Source organism: Streptomyces pactum, assembly GCF_016031615.1.
Classification (GTDB): Bacteria; Actinomycetota; Actinomycetes; order Streptomycetales; family Streptomycetaceae; genus Streptomyces; species Streptomyces pactus.
This window is the reverse complement of the sequence record NZ_JACYXC010000001.1, coordinates 7,213,590-7,233,628: the sequence shown is the minus strand read 5'-3', so window position 1 is coordinate 7,233,628 and position 20,039 is coordinate 7,213,590. Positions and strand designations below refer to the sequence as shown.

The 20,039-nt window shown below is 72.8% G+C and carries 15 protein-coding genes and 1 pseudogene; 7 read left to right on the top strand and 9 right to left on the bottom strand.

Annotated features, from left to right (window positions below; translation table 11 throughout):
• Nucleotides 1-171: 171 nt before the first annotated feature.
• Entirely contained in the window at nt 172-447 is a 276-nt protein-coding gene (locus tag IHE55_RS28555) for a hypothetical protein (RefSeq protein ID WP_197991664.1), read from the bottom strand.
• 1,387 nt (nt 448-1,834) lie between these two features.
• Between IHE55_RS28555 and IHE55_RS28550 the strand changes: the two genes are divergently transcribed.
• Genes IHE55_RS28550 through IHE55_RS28535 form a run of 3 tightly spaced genes read left to right on the top strand, consistent with a single transcriptional unit; the run spans nt 1,835 to nt 5,471 of the window.
• Entirely contained in the window at nt 1,835-2,038 is a 204-nt protein-coding gene (locus tag IHE55_RS28550; protein WP_197991663.1) for a hypothetical protein, read from the top strand.
• 53 nt (nt 2,039-2,091) lie between these two features.
• Nucleotides 2,092-4,998, top strand: coding sequence for an HAD-IC family P-type ATPase (locus tag IHE55_RS31945; RefSeq protein ID WP_232266960.1), 2,907 nt, complete (start codon nt 2,092-2,094; stop codon nt 4,996-4,998).
• Nucleotides 4,998-5,471 carry a copper chaperone PCu(A)C gene (locus IHE55_RS28535; protein ID WP_197991662.1) on the top strand — a complete coding sequence of 158 codons (474 nt, stop codon included), beginning with the start codon at nt 4,998-5,000 and terminating at the stop codon, nt 5,469-5,471. The genes IHE55_RS31945 and IHE55_RS28535 overlap by 1 nt, the downstream gene beginning before the upstream one ends.
• A gap of 624 nt (nt 5,472-6,095) precedes the next feature.
• Here IHE55_RS28535 and IHE55_RS28530 read toward each other — a convergent pair.
• A pseudogene (locus IHE55_RS28530) lies at nt 6,096-6,689 on the bottom strand (sigma-70 family RNA polymerase sigma factor); the annotation flags it as partial.
• Nucleotides 6,690-6,720: 31 nt separating this feature from the next.
• On the opposite strand from IHE55_RS28530, the gene IHE55_RS28525 reads away from it, so the two are divergent.
• Nucleotides 6,721-6,897 (top strand): zf-HC2 domain-containing protein, encoded by a 177-nt coding sequence (locus IHE55_RS28525; RefSeq protein ID WP_197991661.1) that lies wholly within the window; start codon nt 6,721-6,723, stop codon nt 6,895-6,897.
• Nucleotides 6,898-7,055: 158 nt separating this feature from the next.
• On the opposite strand, the gene IHE55_RS28520 is transcribed toward IHE55_RS28525, so the two are convergent.
• Entirely contained in the window at nt 7,056-7,796 is a 741-nt protein-coding gene (locus IHE55_RS28520) for a hypothetical protein (RefSeq protein ID WP_197991660.1), read from the bottom strand.
• A gap of 1,052 nt (nt 7,797-8,848) precedes the next feature.
• Here IHE55_RS28520 and IHE55_RS28515 point away from each other — a divergent pair.
• Entirely contained in the window at nt 8,849-10,255 is a 1,407-nt protein-coding gene (locus IHE55_RS28515) for a GAF domain-containing protein (RefSeq protein ID WP_197991659.1), read from the top strand.
• Between the two features lie 246 nt (nt 10,256-10,501).
• Nucleotides 10,502-12,025, top strand: a complete 1,524-nt coding sequence (gene exaC, locus IHE55_RS28510; RefSeq protein WP_197991658.1) for an acetaldehyde dehydrogenase ExaC — start codon at nt 10,502-10,504, stop codon at nt 12,023-12,025.
• Here exaC and IHE55_RS32845 read toward each other — a convergent pair.
• From IHE55_RS32845 to IHE55_RS31940, 3 genes are read right to left on the bottom strand one after another with little or no spacing between them, the layout of a single operon-like run.
• Entirely contained in the window at nt 11,995-13,002 is a 1,008-nt protein-coding gene (locus IHE55_RS32845) for a tyrosine-type recombinase/integrase (RefSeq protein ID WP_307826848.1), read from the bottom strand. The two genes, exaC and IHE55_RS32845, sit on opposite strands and share 31 nt — an antisense overlap.
• 26 nt (nt 13,003-13,028) lie before the next feature.
• Entirely contained in the window at nt 13,029-13,577 is a 549-nt protein-coding gene (locus tag IHE55_RS32840; RefSeq protein WP_307826847.1) for a hypothetical protein, read from the bottom strand.
• On the bottom strand, nt 13,568-13,765 hold the full coding sequence (locus IHE55_RS31940; protein WP_232265728.1) for a helix-turn-helix transcriptional regulator: 198 nt from the start codon (nt 13,763-13,765) through the stop codon (nt 13,568-13,570). Before IHE55_RS31940 ends, IHE55_RS32840 begins: the two co-directional genes overlap by 10 nt.
• A 1,655-nt stretch (nt 13,766-15,420) precedes the next feature.
• Between IHE55_RS31940 and IHE55_RS28500 the strand changes: the two genes are divergently transcribed.
• Entirely contained in the window at nt 15,421-15,945 is a 525-nt protein-coding gene (locus tag IHE55_RS28500; protein WP_197991657.1) for a hypothetical protein, read from the top strand.
• 731 nt (nt 15,946-16,676) lie between these two features.
• Here the strand turns inward: IHE55_RS28500 and IHE55_RS33540 are convergent.
• The 3 genes from IHE55_RS33540 to IHE55_RS28490 form a co-directional block, all read right to left on the bottom strand.
• Nucleotides 16,677-17,450, bottom strand: coding sequence for a helix-turn-helix domain-containing protein (locus tag IHE55_RS33540; protein ID WP_504740327.1), 774 nt, complete (start codon nt 17,448-17,450; stop codon nt 16,677-16,679).
• Between the two features lie 260 nt (nt 17,451-17,710).
• The gene (locus IHE55_RS28495) at nt 17,711-18,898 is read right to left on the bottom strand and encodes a tryptophan 2,3-dioxygenase (protein ID WP_307826846.1); all 1,188 of its coding nucleotides are present in this window, start codon (nt 18,896-18,898) and stop codon (nt 17,711-17,713) included.
• Nucleotides 18,895-19,893, bottom strand: a complete 999-nt coding sequence (locus tag IHE55_RS28490; RefSeq protein ID WP_197991656.1) for a methyltransferase — start codon at nt 19,891-19,893, stop codon at nt 18,895-18,897. The genes IHE55_RS28495 and IHE55_RS28490 overlap by 4 nt, the downstream gene beginning before the upstream one ends.
• Nucleotides 19,894-20,039: the final 146 nt, after the last annotated feature.

Sequence of the window (20,039 nt, the reverse complement as noted above, 5' to 3'; positions counted from 1 at the left end):
GGCCGCTCCGCACATTCAGATACCGCCGGCCATTTCTCCGGCCGGCGATACATGAGGGAGGCTCAGCAATTACCCGACCGCCGTCGGCGCGGCACGACACCGCCGACGACCACCCGAATAACGTTGAGAGCGAATCAGCTTCAGCCACAGATAATGCACACAGTGCTGGAGTCACCCGTCAAATCCCCCGTTGTCCCACACGAAAACCGCACGGCCTTCCCAGGCGACGGCGGCATCGCGCATTACTGATCCGACGCGACCCATGGTAACCCACCGAACCGGTGTGGTGAGATATTCAACCTCCCTGACCGAGACTTCCGAAGGGTCGAGTTTCATCACCTTCGCGAAGAGATTCGCAGTGGTCCGGCACTCCCCTTCGAACGGAAAGCCGCCGGGCACGGGCAGGTAAAGGCCAGGTATGGCGGGCACCGGCTCCACTTCCCGCACAAAACGTCCACACGTCCCCTCGGCCGCACCCGCCGCCACCGTTTCCCACGCCCCCGCGCCCGCCGGGAACACACGGCGCGGCGCGCCCGCCGCGCGCCCCCTCGGGCGCCGGCGCGAGCCGTGGGAGCGGTCACACACGGGCCGGCCCACTCAGCAGGTTGCTGCCACAAATCCCTGGCAGACGGCGCCTTCCGCACCGTCAACGGCAGCCACCGGACGTCTTCCGGCAACGGGGTGGCCGGGGCGCCCGGGCGTCGTTCCGGCACCGTCCCGGCGCCCCCCGCGGACCACCGCCGGACACCCTCCCAGGGCGCCCGGCCGGGCGGGCACCGCCGGGTCCTGTCCCCGCGCCTCCGGTGCCGGGAAGCGCCGGGGAAGCGCCGGAGCAAGGAAAAGAAACCGTCATATGCCCGTCATGGCAATGTCACGGGGAACGGGTTGCCCGTGCCGCGGATCGGCCCCCGGACACCGAGCCCGGCACACCGCACGGAGTCGCGTCCATTCCTCGGACACATCAGCGCTGGAACACCAGTTCGCCCGATCGGGAATAGGGTTCCGCGGCCACTGCCGAACGGTTCCTCCACCGCCACCCCATCACCCTAAGGAGCGCGGCATTCACGATCCATGGCCATGCCGGGCGCACCGGGGAAGTATCCACCGATTCGCTCCGGAGGCGCCGCGGACCGGACACTCCGGCGTGATGTGAAGCAGGCCGGGACGCGAATGAACTTCACCGGGAGAATACGGAATTAAACACTCCGGAACTCTCCCGGTCAGGGAGTCCCCGCGAGTCTCCCGCGGCATCCCGTTCGGAACTCCGCGGACCGCGAGGCCACCGGCCGGAGCCGGACTCCGGGCGCCGGCCCACCGTGCACGCCGTCGGGGCCGGCGCCCGGCCTCCGAAAGACCTGGCGCGTGCGGGGCCCGGTCCCCGGTTCGCCGTCCGTCCGGCCCCGGTTCGCCGTCGGTACGGTCGGGTTCGACTTCCGTCCGCTGGCCCGTCGCCCGGACCGACGGGTCGGTACCGGCCCCGTCCGCGGCACCGGCAGCGGATCGCGCTCCACGTGCCGGGGCGCGACCGGCGGGTGTCACCGCGCGGCGGCCCGACGGCCCCGGGGACGGGCGGGCGGACTCTCCCGCGGCCGGCTTGCGCGGGCCCGCCGACCGCCGGGGACCGGGCCCGCCGTCCGCGGCCGCAAGGCGGGGCGGGCCCGGGTGGACGGGTGCCGGGAAACACCAGGAAGTCGTTCCGCGGGGGCGGCTGGTTCCTCCGCCCGGGCGGGAGAATCCTCACGTGTCACACCCCCTCGGTGGACCGCGGAAGAGGGCCCGCAGCGTGTCAGGATGACCGCTCCTGCCCTCCCTCGCCGAGAGTTCTGGAGCGGTGATGACCCCACGTCAGCCCAGTCCGGCCGTCGTCCTGACGGGATTCCTCCTGCTGCTCGCCGCGGTGTTCGGCGTGGCCTACGCCGTGGGGGCCGCCGTCGGCCCAGTGGCCCCCGGGCTGCACCGCGAGGACGGGGGCGGCGGCTCCGGCGGCCGATCCGGCGGTGGGATGGGCGGCATGCACGGCATGGGGGCGAGCCGGTGAGGGCGACCACCGCCGACGACCGGACGGTCACCACCGAACTGCTGGTGGGCGGCATGACCTGCGCCGCCTGCGTGGCCCGGGTGGAGAAGCGGCTGGGCCGGATCGAAGGGGTGCGCGCCACCGTCAACCTGGCGACCGGGCGCGCCCGGGTGAACCATCCGCACCGGGTCGCGGTCGAGGAGCTGGTGGCCGTGGTGGAGGGCGCGGGCTTCACCGCCACGCCGCCCACCGCGGACCCGGGAGCACCCGAGGACGTGTCCGCGCCCGCCTCGGCCGGCACCGTCCGGCTGCTCGTCACCGCACTGCTGTCGGTGCCGGTGCTGGTCCTGTCGATGGTGCCGGCGCTGCAGTTCCGCAACTGGCAGTGGCTGTGCTTCGCCCTCGCGGCGCCGGTGGCGGCCTGGGGCTCGTGGCCGTTCCACCACCGGGCGCTGCGCGGCCTGCGGCACGGGGCGGCGACGATGGACACCCTGGTGTCGCTGGGGGTGGTGGCGTCCTTCGGGTGGTCGGCGTACGCACTGTTCCTCGGCGGGGCCGGCGAGCCGGGCATGACGATGCCGTTCACCTTCCTGCCGTCGGCCTCCGGCGACGTCGCGCACGTGTACCTGGAAGCCGCGGTGGGGGTGCCGCTGTTCGTCCTGCTGGGACGGCTGCTGGAGGCCCGCGCCCGGCACGGCACCGGCTCCGCGCTGCGCGCGCTGGCGGACCTGGCGGCCAAGGACGTGGTGGTGCGGGACGCGGACGGCACCGAGCGCACCGTCCCGGTGGCGCGGCTGCGGGTGGGCGACCGCTTCGTGGTGCGCCCCGGGGAGCGGGTGGCCACCGACGGGGTGGTGACCGCGGGGAGTTCGGCGCTGGACCTGTCGCTGGTCACCGGCGAGAGCGCGCCGGTGGAGGTGGGCCCGGGGTCGCCGGTGGTGGGCGGCGCCGTCAACCACGGCGGCGTGCTGGAGGTACGGGCGGAGGCGGTCGGCGCCCGTACCCAACTGGCCCGGATCACGCGGCTGGTGGAGGAGGCGCAGGCGGGCAAGGCCCGGGTGCAGCGACTGGCGGACGCGGTGGCCGGGGTGTTCGTACCCGCGGTGCTGGCGGTCGCGGTCACCGTGCTCGGGTTCTGGCTCGGGGCGGGGGCCGATCCGCAGGCGGCGGTCACCACGGCGGTGGCCGTCCTGGTGGTCGCCTGCCCGTGCGCGCTGGGGCTGGCCACGCCGACCGCGCTGCTGGCCGCCACCGGCCGCGGCGCCCAGCTCGGGATCCTGGTCCGCGGCCCGCGGGCGCTGGAGGCCCTGCGGCGGGTGGACACCGTGGTGCTGGACAAGACCGGCACGCTGACGGACGGCGCGATGGCGGTGCACGCCGTCACGGTCCGCCCCGAAGGGCTCCCCGCGGCGGAGGCGGTACGGCTGGCCGGAGCGGTGGAACAGGGGTCCGAACATCCGGTGGGCCGCGCGGTCACCGGGTACGCCCGTGCCGCCGGCGACGGGGTGCCGCTGCCGGTGGTACGGGAGTTCACCGCGACCACGGGGCTCGGGGTCCGCGGCCGGGTGGCCGGCCACCTGGTGGAACTGACCCGCCCGGACGCGGTCACCACGCCGGGCGGTCGGGGCACGGACGGGCCGGGGGCTTCCCCCTCCCCCGAGCCGGCGAGCGGCCCGGGCCCCGGGGCTCCGGCCCCGCCCGGCCGGACGGACGACCGGGGCCGGACGGACGACGGGAGCGGGCCGCACGGCGCGACCGCCCGGGAAGGCGGGGCCGGACCGGACGGTGGGAGCGGGCAGGGCGGCGGGACCGCACACCATCGCGTGAACGGGCGGAACGGCTCGTCACATCCCGTCGGCGCGGGGGCCGCCGGCCCGGACGGCCCGGACGGCACACCGCTGAGGACACCGTCCGGGGCGGCCGACGCGCCGCAGGCGGTCGCATCCGCGGCGGTCGGCACGGCATCGCCCGGCACCTCCGAGGCCGGTGACGCCCCGGGCGTGACCACCCGCACACCGGTCCCCGCCGGCGCCTCCCACGGCGTCACCGGCGGAAGCACCGGCGGGAACACCGGCACGGCCCCCGGTGGCCCGGCCGTCGCGGACACCGGCGCCGGAGCCGGAACGGCAGGAACCGCCGGTACGACAGGACCGGACGGAACGGCAGGACCGGCGGGCACGCCCGGAACCGCCGGAACCGCAGGACCGGCCGAGGCCACCGGAACGGCCCGGGCGGCCGGAACGCCCGAAGCGCCCCGGACCGGCGCCGGGCCGCTGCCTCGGCCGCTCGCCGACGCCGTACGAGCGGCCGAGGACGCCGGACGGACGGCGGTCGTGCTGCGCGTGGACGGCCGCCCCGAGGCGGTGTTCGCGCTCGGCGACACCCTGCGGGCGAGCAGCTACCGCGCGGTGGACCACCTGCGGCGGCTGGGCGTGCGTCCGGTGCTGGCCACCGGCGACAGCGCGGCGGCGGCCGACGTCGTCGCACGGCAGCTGGGCATCACCGAGGTGCACGCCCGGACCCGCCCCGAGGACAAGGCGGAGCTGGTCCGGGCCCTGCGCGCCCGCGGCCACCGGGTCGCCGTCATCGGCGACGGGGTCAACGACGCCGCCGCCCTGGCCGGCGCCGACCTGGGGATCGCCATGGGCGGTGGTACCGACGCGGCCATCGGGGCGGCCGACGTGACGCTGGTCCGGGAGGACATGGCGGCGGTGGCCGACGCGGTGCGGCTGGCCCGGCGCACCCTGGGCACGGTGCGCGCCAACCTCCTGTGGGCCTTCGGCTACAACCTCGTCACCCTGCCGCTCGCGGCGGTCGGCCGGCTCAATCCGATGGTGGCCGCGGCGGCGATGTCGGTGAGTTCGGTCGTCGTGGTGGTCAACAGCCTGCGGCTGCGTCACTGGCAGCCGTCCCCCGCGCGCCGTCCGGTGGCCGGTGGCCGCCGCACGCCGCTGCGGGCCGACTCCGTCCGGGAGCGATGATGCGTGTACCGACCGCCGCCCGTGCCGCCCTCGTCCCGGTCGCGGCGAGCGCCCTGACCCTGGCCGGGCTGAGTGCCTGGGCCGGTTCCGGAGCGGCGGGCAGCCCGTCCGAACCGGTGGTGACCCGGGCCCGGGTGCTGCTGCCCGCCAACCCGGACACCACCGCCGCCTTCTTCGACATCCGCAACCGGGGCGGCGCGGACGACGAACTGGTCGAGGTGTCCTCGCCCGCCGCCGGCCGGGCCATGCTCAGCCGGGTGGAGGTCCGCGACGGGGCGGGGACCATGCGGATGGTGCCGTCGGTACGGCTGCCGGCCGGCGGGACGCTGCGGATGTCCACGGCCGGCGTGGACGTGATGGTGGACGATCCGCCGTCGGTGCGGGTGGGCGACCGGATGCCCTTCGTCCTGCGCTTCCGGGACGCCGGCCCGGTGCGGGTGGAGGCGGTGGTGGTCCGTCCCGGCGACCTCTGACCCGGACGGTCCGTCACCGGACGGCGTCCCGCCCGGCCCGTGCCCCCGCCGGCCCCGCGCCGGGCGCGCCGGGTGCGCCCGGCACCGTCCGCGCCCCCGCGACGCGCCACCGCCCCCTGGCGGCCCCGCACCCCCGAGGCCCTCCCGCCCCTCCCCGAACCCTCCGCGGTGCGGGACTGCCACCCCCCGTCCGCCCGGACCACCGGGGGCCATCCCGCGCCGTACCGCCAGAGCCCGGACCACCCGGCGATGCACACCCCGCCACCCGCCGGGGAACGCGGCAGCGGTCTCCCCCGCACGACGGACCGCGCCCCGGGCACACCGGACGCCCGGCAGCCACCGGGCGCGGTACGGACACGGCCCCCGCCGGCTCCTCCGGGAGCCGGCGGGGGCCGCCGTTCACTCCGCCGGTCCGGCGGCACCCGCGAGCGCGGGCACCTTCCCGGCCGGCGCCTCCCCCGCGCTCCGGCGGGGGGCCGGACGCGGCGGTGCGGTACCGGCGGCCGGAGCGGCATCCGCCCCGGCCGGTGCCGGGCCCCGCGTGGCGACACCCGGCGGCTCCGACCCGGCACCCTGTGGCGGCTCCGGCCCGGCATCCGGCGCACGGCCCTCCGTACCCTCCCGGGGCGGGCCGGCCGCGTCCCGCTCCGCCGAGGCGAGTTGCTCGATCAGCGCCTCCCGGGCCCGGGCGACCCGGGACCGGACCGTGCCCACCGGGCAGCCCATGACCTCGGCGGCCTCGGCGTACGGCAGGTCCAGCAACTGGGTGAGGACGAACGCCTCACGCCGCGGGTAGGGCAGCGCGGCCAGCAGCTGGGAGAGCGCCACGCCCTCGTCGAAGCCGGGGCCGGGCAGCGCGCGGGCCTGGGTGCGCTCGGCCGCCGACTGCCAGTCGTCGGTGTCCGACAGCCGGGGCCGGGCGGCGTTGCGGCGCAGCCGGTCCACCACCACGCGGCGGGCGATGGACAGCAGCCAGGTGCGCGCCGACGACCGGGCCTCGAAGCGCGGCAATCCGCCCAGCGCGCGCAGATAGGTCTCCTGGACCAGGTCGTCGGCCGCCTGCGGGTCGGCGCTCAGCCGGGAGACGTACCGCCGCACATCGGTGCGGGTGGCCCGGATGAAGCGGTCCACCGCCTCGGCGTCACCGCGTCCCGCCGCCAGTGCCCAGGAGGTCAGCTCCTCGTCGTCGCGGTCAGGCACCGCCACCTCCGGTTGAATCCGAAACCGTTCGAGGGGCGACCATAGGGGCGTGGAATGTTCTGACTTTCGTACCGCGATCTCCGCTCGGATCGACGGCGAGGCCCTGCCGCCGGCGGTCCCGGTCGGCGTGCTCGACGCCCATCTGCGGGAGTGTGCCGACTGCCGGGCCTGGGAACAGGCGGCGCGGCGACTGCGCCGGCTCACCGGCCGGTTGCGCGAGCCGTGACGCGGGCGGCGGGGCGGACGGGGGTACGGGGGCCGGCCACCGCGGTGGCACGGCCGGAATGCGGGCAGGGGTCATCGCCTGCGGTCCTTCCTGGGGCCGGAGGCCGCGGGGCGGCACTCCGGTGACGTCATCGAAGCCGATCCGGCGGGGCGGCCGTCCTACCGGACGGCCGCCGGCCGCGGCGGGCCCCGCGTGACGATGGAGTGGACCAGCAGCAGACGGCGCATCCGCTGCCCCGCACGGTGCCGGGCGAGGCGCACCCGGTGGACCGTGGCGGTCACCGTCGGGCCGCCGAAGAGACCGGTCAGCGGGGCGAGGAGCCGGACCGCCAGGGTGCGGCCGAGCCGGTGGACGGCCTGTTCCCCGCCGGAGAGCCAGATCCCGCACAGCAGGGCGACCACGACGTGGACGGACCACATGCCCAGCCCGCCGTGGCCGTGGTGCATGCCCTCCACACCCGGCAGCCGCAGACCCGCCTCGGCCGTCATCGGCCCGGTCTCCCCACCCCCGAGGGCCCCGGCGTGGTGGTGGCCGCCCACCGGGTGCGCGCCCGGCGGCAGCGCGCCGCAGATCGTGCCGTGCCCGCCCGTGGCCGGCCGTGCGGCGGGACCGGGGGCCGGGCCGGGGGCGACGGCGCGCTGGGCCAGGGAGAAGGCGTTGTGCAGGAGGACCTGCGCGCCCACCGTGACGGCGATGACCGCCAGCGGTCCGCGCTCCCGCCCGGCCAGGGCCCAGGCGCCGCCGCCGGTCACCGCGAAGCCCGCGGCGACGGTCCACCACGGCACGGCGGAACCGGACATCACGGCATGGCCCAGGGCCGCGGGCAGCACACAGACCGCCGCGAACACCGCGGCCCGAAGAGCCCGCAGTACCACCTGTGCCGTGCGCCGTGCCTCCATGACGCCCTCATCGTTGCACCCGGGCCGCGCGGCCCGACGGCGGGGTGCGGATGACACCCCGCCGCACGCCCGACGGCCGCCGGCGCGCGCCGCACGAGTACGGTCGCCGTGCCGGTCACGGAGGTTGACGCTCCCTCAGCCGGTACGGGCCCCGGCGGCGCCCCCGTCCGCACCCGGCAGCCACGGAGCACCCGGGGCGGCCCCTGAGTCCCGCCCTCGGGCCACCCGGACCGCACCGGCACCACAGGGATCCGGCCGCCGCGGACCGCCCACCGCCTGCCCGCTCCCGGGCCACCGGACCCGCCCGACCTGCTCCCTCCGCCGCCGAGCCCGGGGCACACCGCCCGCCGGCGGAGCCGACGTTCTCCCCCGATGGCGCGCCCGGTCGTCCGCGCCCGCCGTCCCCCCGGCCGCGCGTCACCGTCGCGCGCCGCCGGCCACCACGGGCCGCCTCCGACCGCTCCGCCACCGGCGGTCCCGGCCGCCGCACGCGACACCCGGCCGCCGGCCCCGCCCCTGACCGGGCCGCCCGGCCACCGGCCCGGGCCCCACCGCCCGCCGGGTCCCGGCGCCCGCCCCGCACCGCCACCCCGGGTTTTCGCGTTCGAGTGGCTCACCCCTGTTGCGGGACACCCCCGGGGAAGGAAAATGTGGACGTCGCACCGGCCACCACCACGAGGGCGGGGCCGGAACCGGCGCCCTCGGCCGCGCCGCCGTCCGGCGCCCGTCCGGCGGCGACCCGGTCCACGCGCGGAGGGAACGGTCGGGACCATCGAGGGAACATCGGGACCACCGAAGGGAGCGTCGGGGTGGCCTGGGGTGCACGGGCACCCGTCCGGAAGGACCGGGGTGGCCAGGGTGAACGCGTACCCGACCGGGAGCGCCGCGGCGGCCACCGGAGGCTCCGGAGCCGCTCGGGCCGGTCCCGCGGGCTCGCCGGGCGTCGCCCCTCCGTCCCCCCTGTCCGTCCGACCCCCCCGCCGCCCGCGGGTCCGCGTCCGCCCCGGCCCCGGCCGGCAGTCCGTACGACGAAGACTACGAAGCGAGGCCGTGTGGTCAATCCGTGGCTGGCGATGGCACCGGGCACCGACCCGGCGGAACGCTCCCGGGCGGTGCGCCGCGCCCACGAGGCGTTCGTGGCCGACGGCTCGGTCGCGGCCACGGTACGTCCGGTGGTGGCCGAGTCCTGGCGGCGCTCCGCGCACGCCCGGGTCCCCCTGGAGTCCACCGTCCCGATCGACCTCACCGGCACCGAACTGGAGGAGTACCGCCGCGCCCACCCGCTGGCCCGCGCGATGCCGGTCGTTCGGGAACTGCTCGGCGGCATCGCCGAGGACGCCGTACACCTGTTCTCCGTCTGCGACGACCAGGGCCGGCTGCTGTGGGTGGAGGGGCACACCGGGCTGCGGCGCCGGGCCGAGCGCATGAACTTCGTGGCCGGGGCCCGCTGGGACGAACGCCACGCCGGCACCAACGCGCCCGGCACCGCCCTCACGGTCGGGCACGCGGTGCAGATCTTCGCCACCGAGCACTACAACCGCCGGGTACAGCCGTGGAGCTGCGCCGCCGCGCCGGTGCGCGATCCGCACACCGGCCGGGTCCTGGGCGCGGTGGACCTCACCGGCGGTGACCACCTCGCGGCCCCGCACAGCCTCGCCCTGGTGCGGGCGACGGCACGCGCCGCCGAGGCCGAGCTGTCGGCGGCCCGCCCGTACGGGGCGGTGCCGCGGGTCGCGCTGACCGCCCTGGGCCAGGACCAGGCGCTGCTGGTGGTGGACGGCCGCCGGACGCGCCTGGGACCGCGGCACAGCGAGATCATGGTCCTGCTCGCCGCGCACCCGGAGGGGTTGACCGGTGAGCGCCTGGCGGTGGAGCTGTACGGGGAGCGCGCCGACCTGCGGTCCCCGGTCACCCTGCGCGCCGAGCTCTCCCGGCTGCGGCGGCTGGTGGGACCGCTGCTGGTGTCCCGTCCGTACCGGCTGTGCGGCCCGGTGCTGACCGATGTCCGGGCGGTGGCCGACCAGCTCGCCGCCGGGGATGTGCACGCGGCGGTACGTACCTACCGCGGGCCGCTGCTGCCGCTGTCCGAGGCCCCCGGGGTGCGGCGTATCGGGCGCACGCTGGAGGACGCGCTGCGACGGGCGGTGCTGGACTGCCGGGACGGCGGGCTGCTGCGGCGGTGGGCGGACACGCCCTGGGGCGAGCACGACCTGGAGGTGTACGAGACGCTGCTCGCCGTGCTGTCCCGCGACGCGCCCGGCAGACAGGCCGTGCTGCGGCGCACCGAACGGCTGCGGGCCGCCTACGGACTCGGCGCCTCCCCGCCCCGGCCGCCCGCCCGCTGCCCGTCACGGCCCCCGGCCCCGCCCACGCGCCCGTGCCCGGCACCGGCACCGCCGGCCCTGGTCCCCCACCGCGAGGGCCGCCGCCCCCTCCCGGCCCCGGGCACCCGGGCCTGAGCCCCGGCCGGGCCGCCGCCGGGGGCGCCCGGTACCCGCACACCCTCGCCCCCGACCCGGCCCCGCCCGGGCGCCGGGGCCGCACCGGCGCGGGTGCCGGACGCGCCGGTGCGCCGGCTCCGGCACACCCGTGCGAACCGCGCAACGTCCACGCAACGTCCCCGTGGCTAACCTCGCCCCGCCGCAAGCCCGCACCGCCGACGGCGGGCGCGGCAGGTACGCGCATCGACGGACGAGGGAGGCCGTATGACCCGCTACGCGGAGCCCGGCAGCGAAGGTTCGGTCATCAGCTACCGGTCACGCTATGACCACTGGATCGGCGGCAGCTACGTCCCGCCCGTACGGGGCGGTTACTTCGAGAACCCCACCCCGGTCACCGGGCGCCCGTTCACCGAGGTGGCCCGGGGCACCGCGGAGGACGTCGAGCGGGCCCTGGACGCCGCTCACGCCGCCGCCCCGGCCTGGGGCCGCACCGCGCCCGCCGAGCGGGCGAACGTCCTCAACCGGATCGCCGACCGGATGGAGGCCAACCTCGAAGCGCTCGCGGTGGCCGAGTCCTGGGAGAACGGCAAGCCGGTACGGGAGACCCTGGCGGCCGACATCCCGCTCGCCATCGACCACTTCCGCTACTTCGCGGGCGCACTGCGCGCCCAGGAGGGCAGCCTCTCCGAACTGGACGAGGACACGGTCGCGTACCACTTCCACGAGCCGCTGGGCGTGGTGGCGCAGATCATCCCGTGGAACTTCCCCATCCTGATGGCCACCTGGAAGCTGGCACCGGCGCTGGCGGCCGGCAACGCGGTGGTGCTCAAGCCCGCCGAGCAGACCCCGGCCTCGATCCACGTCTGGCTGGAGATCGTCGCCGACCTGCTGCCGCCGGGCGTGGTCAACGTGGTCAACGGCTTCGGCGTCGAGGCCGGCAAGCCTCTGGCCTCCAGCCCCCGGGTGGCGAAGATCGCGTTCACCGGCGAGACCACCACCGGGCGCCTGATCATGCAGTACGCCAGCGAGAACCTGAAGCCGGTGACCCTGGAGCTGGGCGGGAAGAGCCCGAACATCTTCTTCGACGACGTCTCGTCCGCCGACGACGACTTCCTCGACAAGGCGCTGGAGGGCTTCACCATGTTCGCCCTCAACCAGGGCGAGGTGTGCACCTGTCCGTCCCGCGCGCTGGTCCAGGGCGGCCACTACCGGGACTTCATGGACGCGGCGGTGGCCCGTACCGAGAAGATCGTCCAGGGGCACCCGCTGGACCTGTCCACCATGGTCGGGGCCCAGGCGTCCAACGACCAGCTGGAGAAGATCCTGTCCTACCTGGACATCGGCCGGAAGGAGGGCGCCCAGGTCCTCACCGGCGGCGCCCGCGCCGAACTCGACGGCGACCTGGCGGGCGGCTACTACGTCCAGCCGACCATCCTGGAGGGCGAGAACCGGATGCGGGTCTTCCAGGAGGAGATCTTCGGTCCGGTGGTCGCGGTCACCCCCTTCGAGGACTTCGACGACGCCATCGCCATCGCCAACGACACCCTCTACGGTCTGGGCGCCGGGGTGTGGACCCGCAACGGCACCACCGCCTACCGCGCCGGCCGCGCCATCCAGGCCGGCCGCGTCTGGACCAACTGCTACCACGCCTACCCCGCGCACGCGGCCTTCGGCGGCTACAAGCAGTCCGGCATCGGCCGGGAGAACCACCGGATGATGCTGGACCACTACCAGCAGACCAAGAACCTCCTCGTCTCCTACTCCCCCAAGAAGCTCGGCCTCTTCTGACGGCCCGAAAAAGGGCGCCTGATCCGGGATTTCACCCGCCAGGCGCCCTTACCGCCGTGCCGCTGCACCGTGAGTCGATATTCGCCTGCACTCCCGATTCCTCCCACCCGTATCCCACCTCTGACCAGCTGTTCCGGGGCATTTCCGGGCCAGATCCGGCCCAAGGCGCCGGCCGGCGCGTCCTCATGCTCGTCCCATCGCCGCATGGAGTCCTCGATCAGACGGTTCGCGTGATGACGCGCATCGGCGAGGAACGTGGCGTAGAAGCGGAAGAGGACCTGGATGCTCTGGCCGGCCCGGCGCGCACACTCGGCCGGGTCAACACCGGAGGCCAGCCAGAAGGAGATGCCCGCGTGACGCAGGTCGTAAGGCCGCCGCGCGAGTTCAAGGGCCAGCTCGTCGAGAGTGAGCGCTGCCTCACGTGCTCGGCGCCAGGTGATGCCGTAGGCCGCAGCGTCGATGTAGTTCCCAGCCGCGTTCCGGAATACACGCCCGTCCGGTGCCACACCGAAACGTTCTATGTGTTCGCGGAGCATGCGGACGAGGACCGGCGGAATCGGAACCGGTCGTGTCGCCTTGGCCGCACGCCGTTTCAAGGAGTGGATCTCGTGGACGGCGCCGTCGTCGGTCCACTCCTTGCCCGCGGTCACGACACCGCCCTTGAGGTTCAGCAACCCCCAACCGGTAGGGGGAAGGTGGCACTGGGACTTCTGCAGGCGAATGACCTCGGCAGGCCGCATCGCCGCGTAGTACATGCAGCCGAAGAAGGTGTACAGATGCGGGCCCCGGCCGGGGAGCGCCTTGACCGCCGCGAGCAGCCGGGCGACCTGGGCCGGATTCGGTACGCACTCCGGGTCCACTTCGTCGGCGACCTCAGGCGCGGTCCAGCGCAGCCCTGCCAGCGGGTTCTGCCCGAAGTACCCTCGCTCGACGGCGACACCGAACACGTCATTGACGGCCGCCTTCTTTCGTTTCACGGTCTTCGCGGCTGCGGGGCTGCCGTCTACCTTGCGACACAAGGCGTCAAGCCCTCGGCGTAGTACGTCAGGCTCCTCCATTCGCTGACCGGAAGAGAGTGCCGTTCCACCCACTCCAGTTCCTCCTGCCACTCTTCCTGCGGGGCAGAGTCCCACGCCTTCTTGTTGCATGCCCATGAATAGAGGGCGCGGCGCAGGACCTGCGGCGATCGATAGACGGCCCCCGGCTGAACGAAAGCCGGGGTTATGGTGGCCAGAGCATCGGCAAGCGTACGGCGAGTATTTCCTGGGGTACGGTCCCAACGCTGCTCGATGTACTGTCGCGCCAGCTCGAACCATGTGGTCCGCTGCTTCAGGGCACGCAGTTCGGAAGCTGGCAGGCCGGACCCGGTGTCAAACGGCTCGCCGTCGCGAGCCGCGGTTATCAACTTGGCGCGTCGGCTCTCTGCCAGTCCCTTGGTGAGGAAGGACTCGGATTTTTCTCTGCCGCTGACCGTCCAACGGACTTCGAATCCCTTGCGTCGATCGGGTCGCTCCCGTATTTCCCAGAAGCGAACCTTGTAGCTCATCGCCATTCAGGCGTTTCCCTTTCACATGCTTCCCACCAAGCGTCCAGGTCAGCGCGGCGACAGCGCAGTTCTCCATTTGGAAGCTTGATCATCCGAGGCGCCAAACCTCGGGCCCGAAGACGGTAAAACGCGGACGGGCTCATGCGAATCTCTGCAAGGACCTCAGCGAGTTTGAGCACAGGTGGACGTGGCATCGAAGTCTTTCTCAAGCGATCCGGCAAGGAGCATCAAGCGCAACGGTCGGCGGAGTCCACTCGCGCCCTGCCCTGCAAGTGGGCTCCTGCCCTTGACCGGCGCGACACCGCTCATTGCGTCCGCGAGCGCTCCACCGCCAAGTACAGCTGCTGTGCAAACGGCCTCAATGGTCCTCACGATCACCGGTTTGGCTAACGGGCGATCCGGGTCTATGTTGCGCTCGGGCCCCACCATGAACCCAACAACAGTTACTGTTCGCGGTCCTAGCGTTGAGTGCATCTGCGAGGAGGGAACGATAGAGGTCAGCAGAGTGGAGTGAGCGGGTCGATAGAAAGTAGCCCCTCATCAGACAACCGATTGCCCATCAGTCGCGTTGGCTCGGCGGCTGTTGTACTTTGACATACCTTGCAGAAGGGTTCCACTCCTGAATCCTTGTTTCTTGTCTGCCGTAGGAGAACGACCCGAGACTTCACCTCACGCGGCGACAGCTCTGCCTAAAGAGGGTGCTACAGAGGGCCATGGTCAGGACATCTCCGTTGTGTAGAAGGTTCCAGTAGCTGTTGAAAGCAGTCCCGGAACTCGATGGCGAAGGCTGCAGGTGAGCTGTCCGAGGGGACTGCCGCCGGTCAACCAGGTGCTGATGGCGGTGTATTACTGCGAACACTCCCCTGGTCAACGGAAGCCGGCGCCCGGCTGGGAGGCCCCCCACACCTGGCATTCGGCACGCGTGCACGGCGCATGCCGTGCACGCGTGCCGCGGTCGGTGCCGGATGGCGGGCATGGCGGAATCCGCCGTTGCCCCCCGGCGGCGGGGCCCCAGCAAGATGCGCTCATGGGGGAGCTGCCACCGCACGAGGACGTGTCACCGTCCGACACCCGGGACGCCGCCGACTTCAGGGTCAGGCAGCGGCCGGCCGGGACCGAGAGGGCGACGGGTGCTCATGACGGCAGGCTGCCGCGCACCCGCCCACCTCGGGGAGCCCGGCCAGGTACTGGGTGATCTGGCCGTTCTGGGCGTGGTCGGTGGCCTTGGCGAGGCGGGGATCGGTGCCGCGGGTGCCGGCGAGTGCGGCCAGGGGGTGAACGCGTCCGACACGTCGATCTTGTTCCCGTCTAGCAGTTCACGGGCGTGGGCGTGCTCTGTGCGGGTGGTCAGCCGGTCCCAGTGCTCCGGCCACAAGGTGGCCAGCACCAGCGCCGGGCCCCCGGGTCGTGTCGTGCAACAGGTCCCGCAGACCCGCGGATGCGTGTTCGCCCACCGGGCCCGCTTCCAGGTAGATACTGGGCCTCGTTCAGCCACACCACGGTCCCGGGGGCGACGTCGGACAGCCCGGACAGCGCCGCCTCCAGCGGGTGGGGCGGCTGGGGTGCCACAGCCGCCACCCGGCGGGCAACAGCCGGACCGCTGAGCCGCCGACCAGGACCGCAATGCCGCTGCGCCCGGCCGCCGCAGCGGCGACCACCTCCCGCAGCCGTCTGTCTTGTTCGCGGGAGATGTAGGCGGGCAGGGCGCCGAGCCGGCCGCCTCCGGTACCGGCGTCCAGAGCTGGGTGCATCTCCAGAGCGTCAAGGGCGTGCCGGTCGTCGAACTCAGCACGACTTTAAGCCATTCTACGTGAAGATCAATCCGTAGGACCTTTCACTCCGAGGAATAATGACCCTTATCTCTGAGTATCGGACACGTGCAACGCCCGCCTATGGCACGGTAGAAATCGCGGACGCTGATGCTGACGTCACGGATACTGAGGCGTTGGAGGCAGCCCGTGCCCAGGTTGTTGCCGGCAACGGATACCAACTGTATCTGCACAGCCTCCAGCATGACATCGACGTCGAGATCGTCATCCGCGTCTGGGAATCCCCGTTTCCTCAGCCCGCAGAGGCAGAGGGCGCTGCACTAATTACCTTGGAATCCAAGGTCGGCGTCCTTCTCGTCAAGCAATTCACTTATGGCCTCGCTGGACAGTTGAACCTCCCACAGCCGGGAGTCTACGAAGGTCATGTCACATGGAGCGAGCGGCAAGAAACGGCCGCCTACTACAACACATGTCTTCGTCGTAGTGTGGAAGAGAATTGGGATGCGGATCAAATCGGTGAGGCATGGAAGAACAGCCCCGTACGGGACAAGTATGAAATCAACCTGTGGCACGTCCGCGAATCTGACGTCGATGACTACGACTGAAGCGCGCTGACGTTTCCCGGTCGTGAGGACAGCGGGGTGGAAGTGGCGGAGCAACAGGTGAGAGGTGGCGGCCTGACAGGGGAGCCAGGGCGGAGTCGGGACCGGCACGGCCTGCAGGCTGACCTCTTCCTGGGTGTCTGGCAGGCCTGGCCGAAGGCGCTGCCGTCGGCGAACTGACGCCGCGGGTCGGCCGGGCCGCCGGGCAAGGCGCGGCGGCGAGGACGGGTCTGCGCGAGCACGCTCTCACCCTGGTCGAGACCGTCATCGCCTCCCGCCACGCCGGGGCGCCCGACTACACCGACTGGCAGGTGGAAGTGGCCCACCCCCGGCCTGCTCCCTGGTCCCCGACGGCGTGGTGCTTCTGGCCGACGGCTCCCACGCGTTCGTGGAGATCGACCGCATCAGGTCCCTACGCCCTCCTGGTCGCCAAGCTGGAGCGCTACGACTCCTACCGCAACGCCCCGGCGTCCGGCCGCGGCAACGCCGCCCGTCCCCCGCGTTCCCACTGGCGGGAGACTTACCGCCAGGCCGTGAGGGGCGCAGGGCGGCACACGGTCGTGCTGGAGACAGGAGAGGTCACAACCGATGCAGTCGGCAGCGGAAAGGCTCGGGTGGGCGCGGCGGCTGAAGCGGCAGTCGAGGTAGCTCTCGCTGCCGCAGGCTGCCCTTGCCCTTGGGCAGGGGGTTCTGCCGCAGGATTCCGTGGCGGACCGCGTAGTCCATCGCCAGGTTCATGATCCGGCGGTTGCGGGACACGGAGCTGGCCGCTGCCGCGGTTCCGTCCAAGAGGGTCCCGAGAGCTTTCTGTGAGCCGCTTCGGGAGGACTCGCTGTGGTCGGCTGGGTGGTGCGGCGAGTTGGGTGGGCGACTGCTACAGGGGCGCCTGCTGTCAGCCGTGTTTCGGTCAGTTCCGCATCCCGGCCCCCGCAGTGGTAGCGGTTGGCCACCATGGGGGCACGGTCGGTAGCGAGGAGGCGTGCATGCAGGGATCTGTTGAGCGGACGGTGCCCGAGCTCAAGCACCGGTCTCCGATCGGAGACGATGGGCACCAGCCGGGCCGCCCGGTCCCGCCGGCGCCTCCCTCGCCGCCGCCCGCCCCCTCGCCCCGCCGCGACCGCCTTGCCATCCGCGTGTTCGGCGGCGCCCAGCCACGCATCGGTGGCGGCCCACGTACCGGCCAGGGTGATCAGCGCCGTGCCCGAGATCGCGGACAGGACGGTGCGGCGGGATCGGTCCATCGATGCTCTCAATGCTTCTCTCAGGGCCGGCACGGTGCTGGCGGGGCCGAGGGGGAGGACGCCGACGTCGGGAAGCCAGTTCGGCCACGCCTCCGCGTCAACCGTCTCGACGGGAACGCCGAGCGCCTCGGCGATGTACTCCTGGTTCTCCTGGTCGGGCGTGACACCGGCTTCCCACTTTCGGACGCGCTGTTTGTCAACGCCGGACCGATATCCCCGGCGTTCAGCCGCGGCGCGAACCGCGCGGGCGAGGTCGACACCGGTCATCGCCCGCGCGGCCCGTGCCAGCGCCAGCGGATGGGAGTTGTCAGACACAGCACCATCCAATCAGCAGTGCTTGAGCGAAGCGTAGCGACGGCGAGGAGTTGTTCGAGGCGGGGTGCAGGCGGTCCGCTGCTGAGAAAACGGCACATGGAAAGGAAGGAGGGCATGCCCTGGTCTCCGGTCCCGGGGCAGAACCGGCCCTTGCGCACCACTTCCCAGAGGGTGTTCAGCACGGAGAACAGGGCATGGTGGACAGCGTGGCGTCAGCAGTAGAGGAAACCCGAGAGGAGCGGCAGCCCGCCGAAGGGGTCGATGCCCGCCAGGCAGAGGTCCTTGCGTACGAACTTCCGTACGTAGGCGGCGCCCTCGGTGTCGCCGGAGCCCTTCGTACCGCTGGGCAGGTAGGTGCGGGCGAACCGGTAGTGGCCGCCACGCCACCTGGACAGGGTGCGGTCCAGCCGGTGCCAGCCCGCCGCCAGTGCCGCGTCCGCTGTCCCGGCCGTCGCGGTGGACAGTGAGCGGTGCTCGCGGACACCCGCGTCGTTGAAGGCGGTGAGGTGTTCCACGGAGGCGAAGACCGGGGCTTTGCGCGGGTCGTAGCCGTACACCGCGATCTCCATCGCGTGGTAGTTCAGCGACTGCACCGCGCTGGCCGCTCCGGTCTCGTCCCGGAAGGTCATGAACCCTTCGGGCGAGAGGGTGAGCAGGACCTGGAAGACCTCGTTGAGCAGTTGCGCGCAGTCCCCGGCCAGGTCCAGCAGTCCGGCGCAACGAGCGGGGAACTCGCCGTGCGACACGGTGACCTCGACGGCCAGCCGTCTGATGAGGAAGAACAGCATCTCGCACACCTGGACGGAGCGCAGGAACACATGCTCCTCGTGCTTGGCCGACCGGGGGAAGCGGGTGCACTCGGCGAGGACCTCCAGGCGCCGGGAGAGCACCGGATCGGCTGCCGCGCGGTCCAGCACGTCACGGACGCGGAGGCCGGTGGCGTGGTCGATTCGGACATCGCCCAGTGCGGCCAGCAGGCCGTCGAGTCCCTCGATCCGCTCGGCGATGTGGTCCGGCCGGTCCGTCGTCGGCCAGCCGGCCCGCTCCATCCCGGCCAGGTCGGCCACGGTGGCGTGAGCGGCGAGCAGTACGCCGTGCACGGGGTCGCCCGGATACCGGTCCAGGAACCAGCCGTACACATGCATGCAGGTGTACTGGTAGTACTCCGGTACGGCGAGGGTGCGGCTGAACGGCCGGGTCAACAGGCAGGTTATCTGCCCCTCTTCGCCGAGATGCGGCTCGTCGAGGCAGGTGTCGTGGAGTCTGCCCAGCCGGTCCCGCTCAGAGTCGTCGAGTCCCGAGCGCCCGCGTCGGCGCTGGAGCAGGGCGAGTTCCCGGTGCCACGCCGTCAGCGGGGGGCGCGTCGTCTCGTGACCGGAGGTGTCCGTCGGGGCGGTCACTCCGCCCAGCCCATCACGAGATGCTTGTCCCACGACGACCGGTGGGTCGAGCAGTTGGTGAATCCGGCCTTCTCCAGCAGCTCCGTGTACGTGGTGGCGGAACGGTGCCGGCCGCGCGTCTCCACGTGCATGGACAGGTTCATCACTGCGGTCGACAGTGGTCCGCCGGACTCGTCGAAGAGGCGCTCCATCACCAGGACGCGGCCGCCGGGTTCACACGCCGCCCGGGCCTTGCGCAGCAGGTCCACGCAGACCTCGTCCTCCCAGTCGGAGAGGATGTAGCCGAAGGACAGACAGTCGGCCGCGGGCAGCGGGTCCTTGAAGAAGTCACCCGCGGCGAAGTGCAGCCGTCCGCCCAGCCCGTGTGCCTCACGCGTCCGGGCCAGGTGCGGCTCCACCTCGGGGAGGTCGAAGACGGTGACGGCGAGGTCGTCGTACTGCTGGAGCGCGGCCACCGCGAAGGGGCCGCCGGCGCCGCCGACGTCGATCAGGTGCCTGACCGGTCCGAGGCCGGCGAGGGCGGCGAGCTCCTTCGACGGCTCGAAGCTGATCTGCCACATCGCCGCCAGGAAGTCAGCGGTGGACTGTTCGTCGCGGTAGATGACCTCGAACGGCGAAGGCAGTTCCGCGTCAACCGCCTCCTTGCCATGGATCAGATAAGCGTCCAGCTTCGAAATCTGCTCGATGGTACTCGTCGCGAGATGGTGCACGAATGCGCCGATGTAACGCGGGTTCGCGGAGTCGAGCCGGGGCGTCAGTTCCGGCGGGATCCGGTAATTTCCGTCGCTGTCGCGCTCGACGACGGACAGGGCCGCCAGCAATATCAGAAGACGCTCGGTGGTCTCCGGGTCGATTCCCCGGGATTCCGCGATCTGGAGCGGAGTGGATGGCCCGGACGTAACAAGATGCGCGAATATCCCGTGCTTGTCGGCCAGGTGCAGCGCATGGGTCGAGAACAATCCGAACATGGCGATGTCAAGAGTGCTGGAACTCATCACTTCCTCGGTTTCTGACGAGTGGAACCACGAACAGCGGGAATGTTTCCTATCCCTTTTGAATGCCATGCAAGACGCATCGGCCGCGGCGGCCGGTACACGTCTGCACAACTTCCCATCAGCGCCTGAACTGCGCCTCCAAGCAA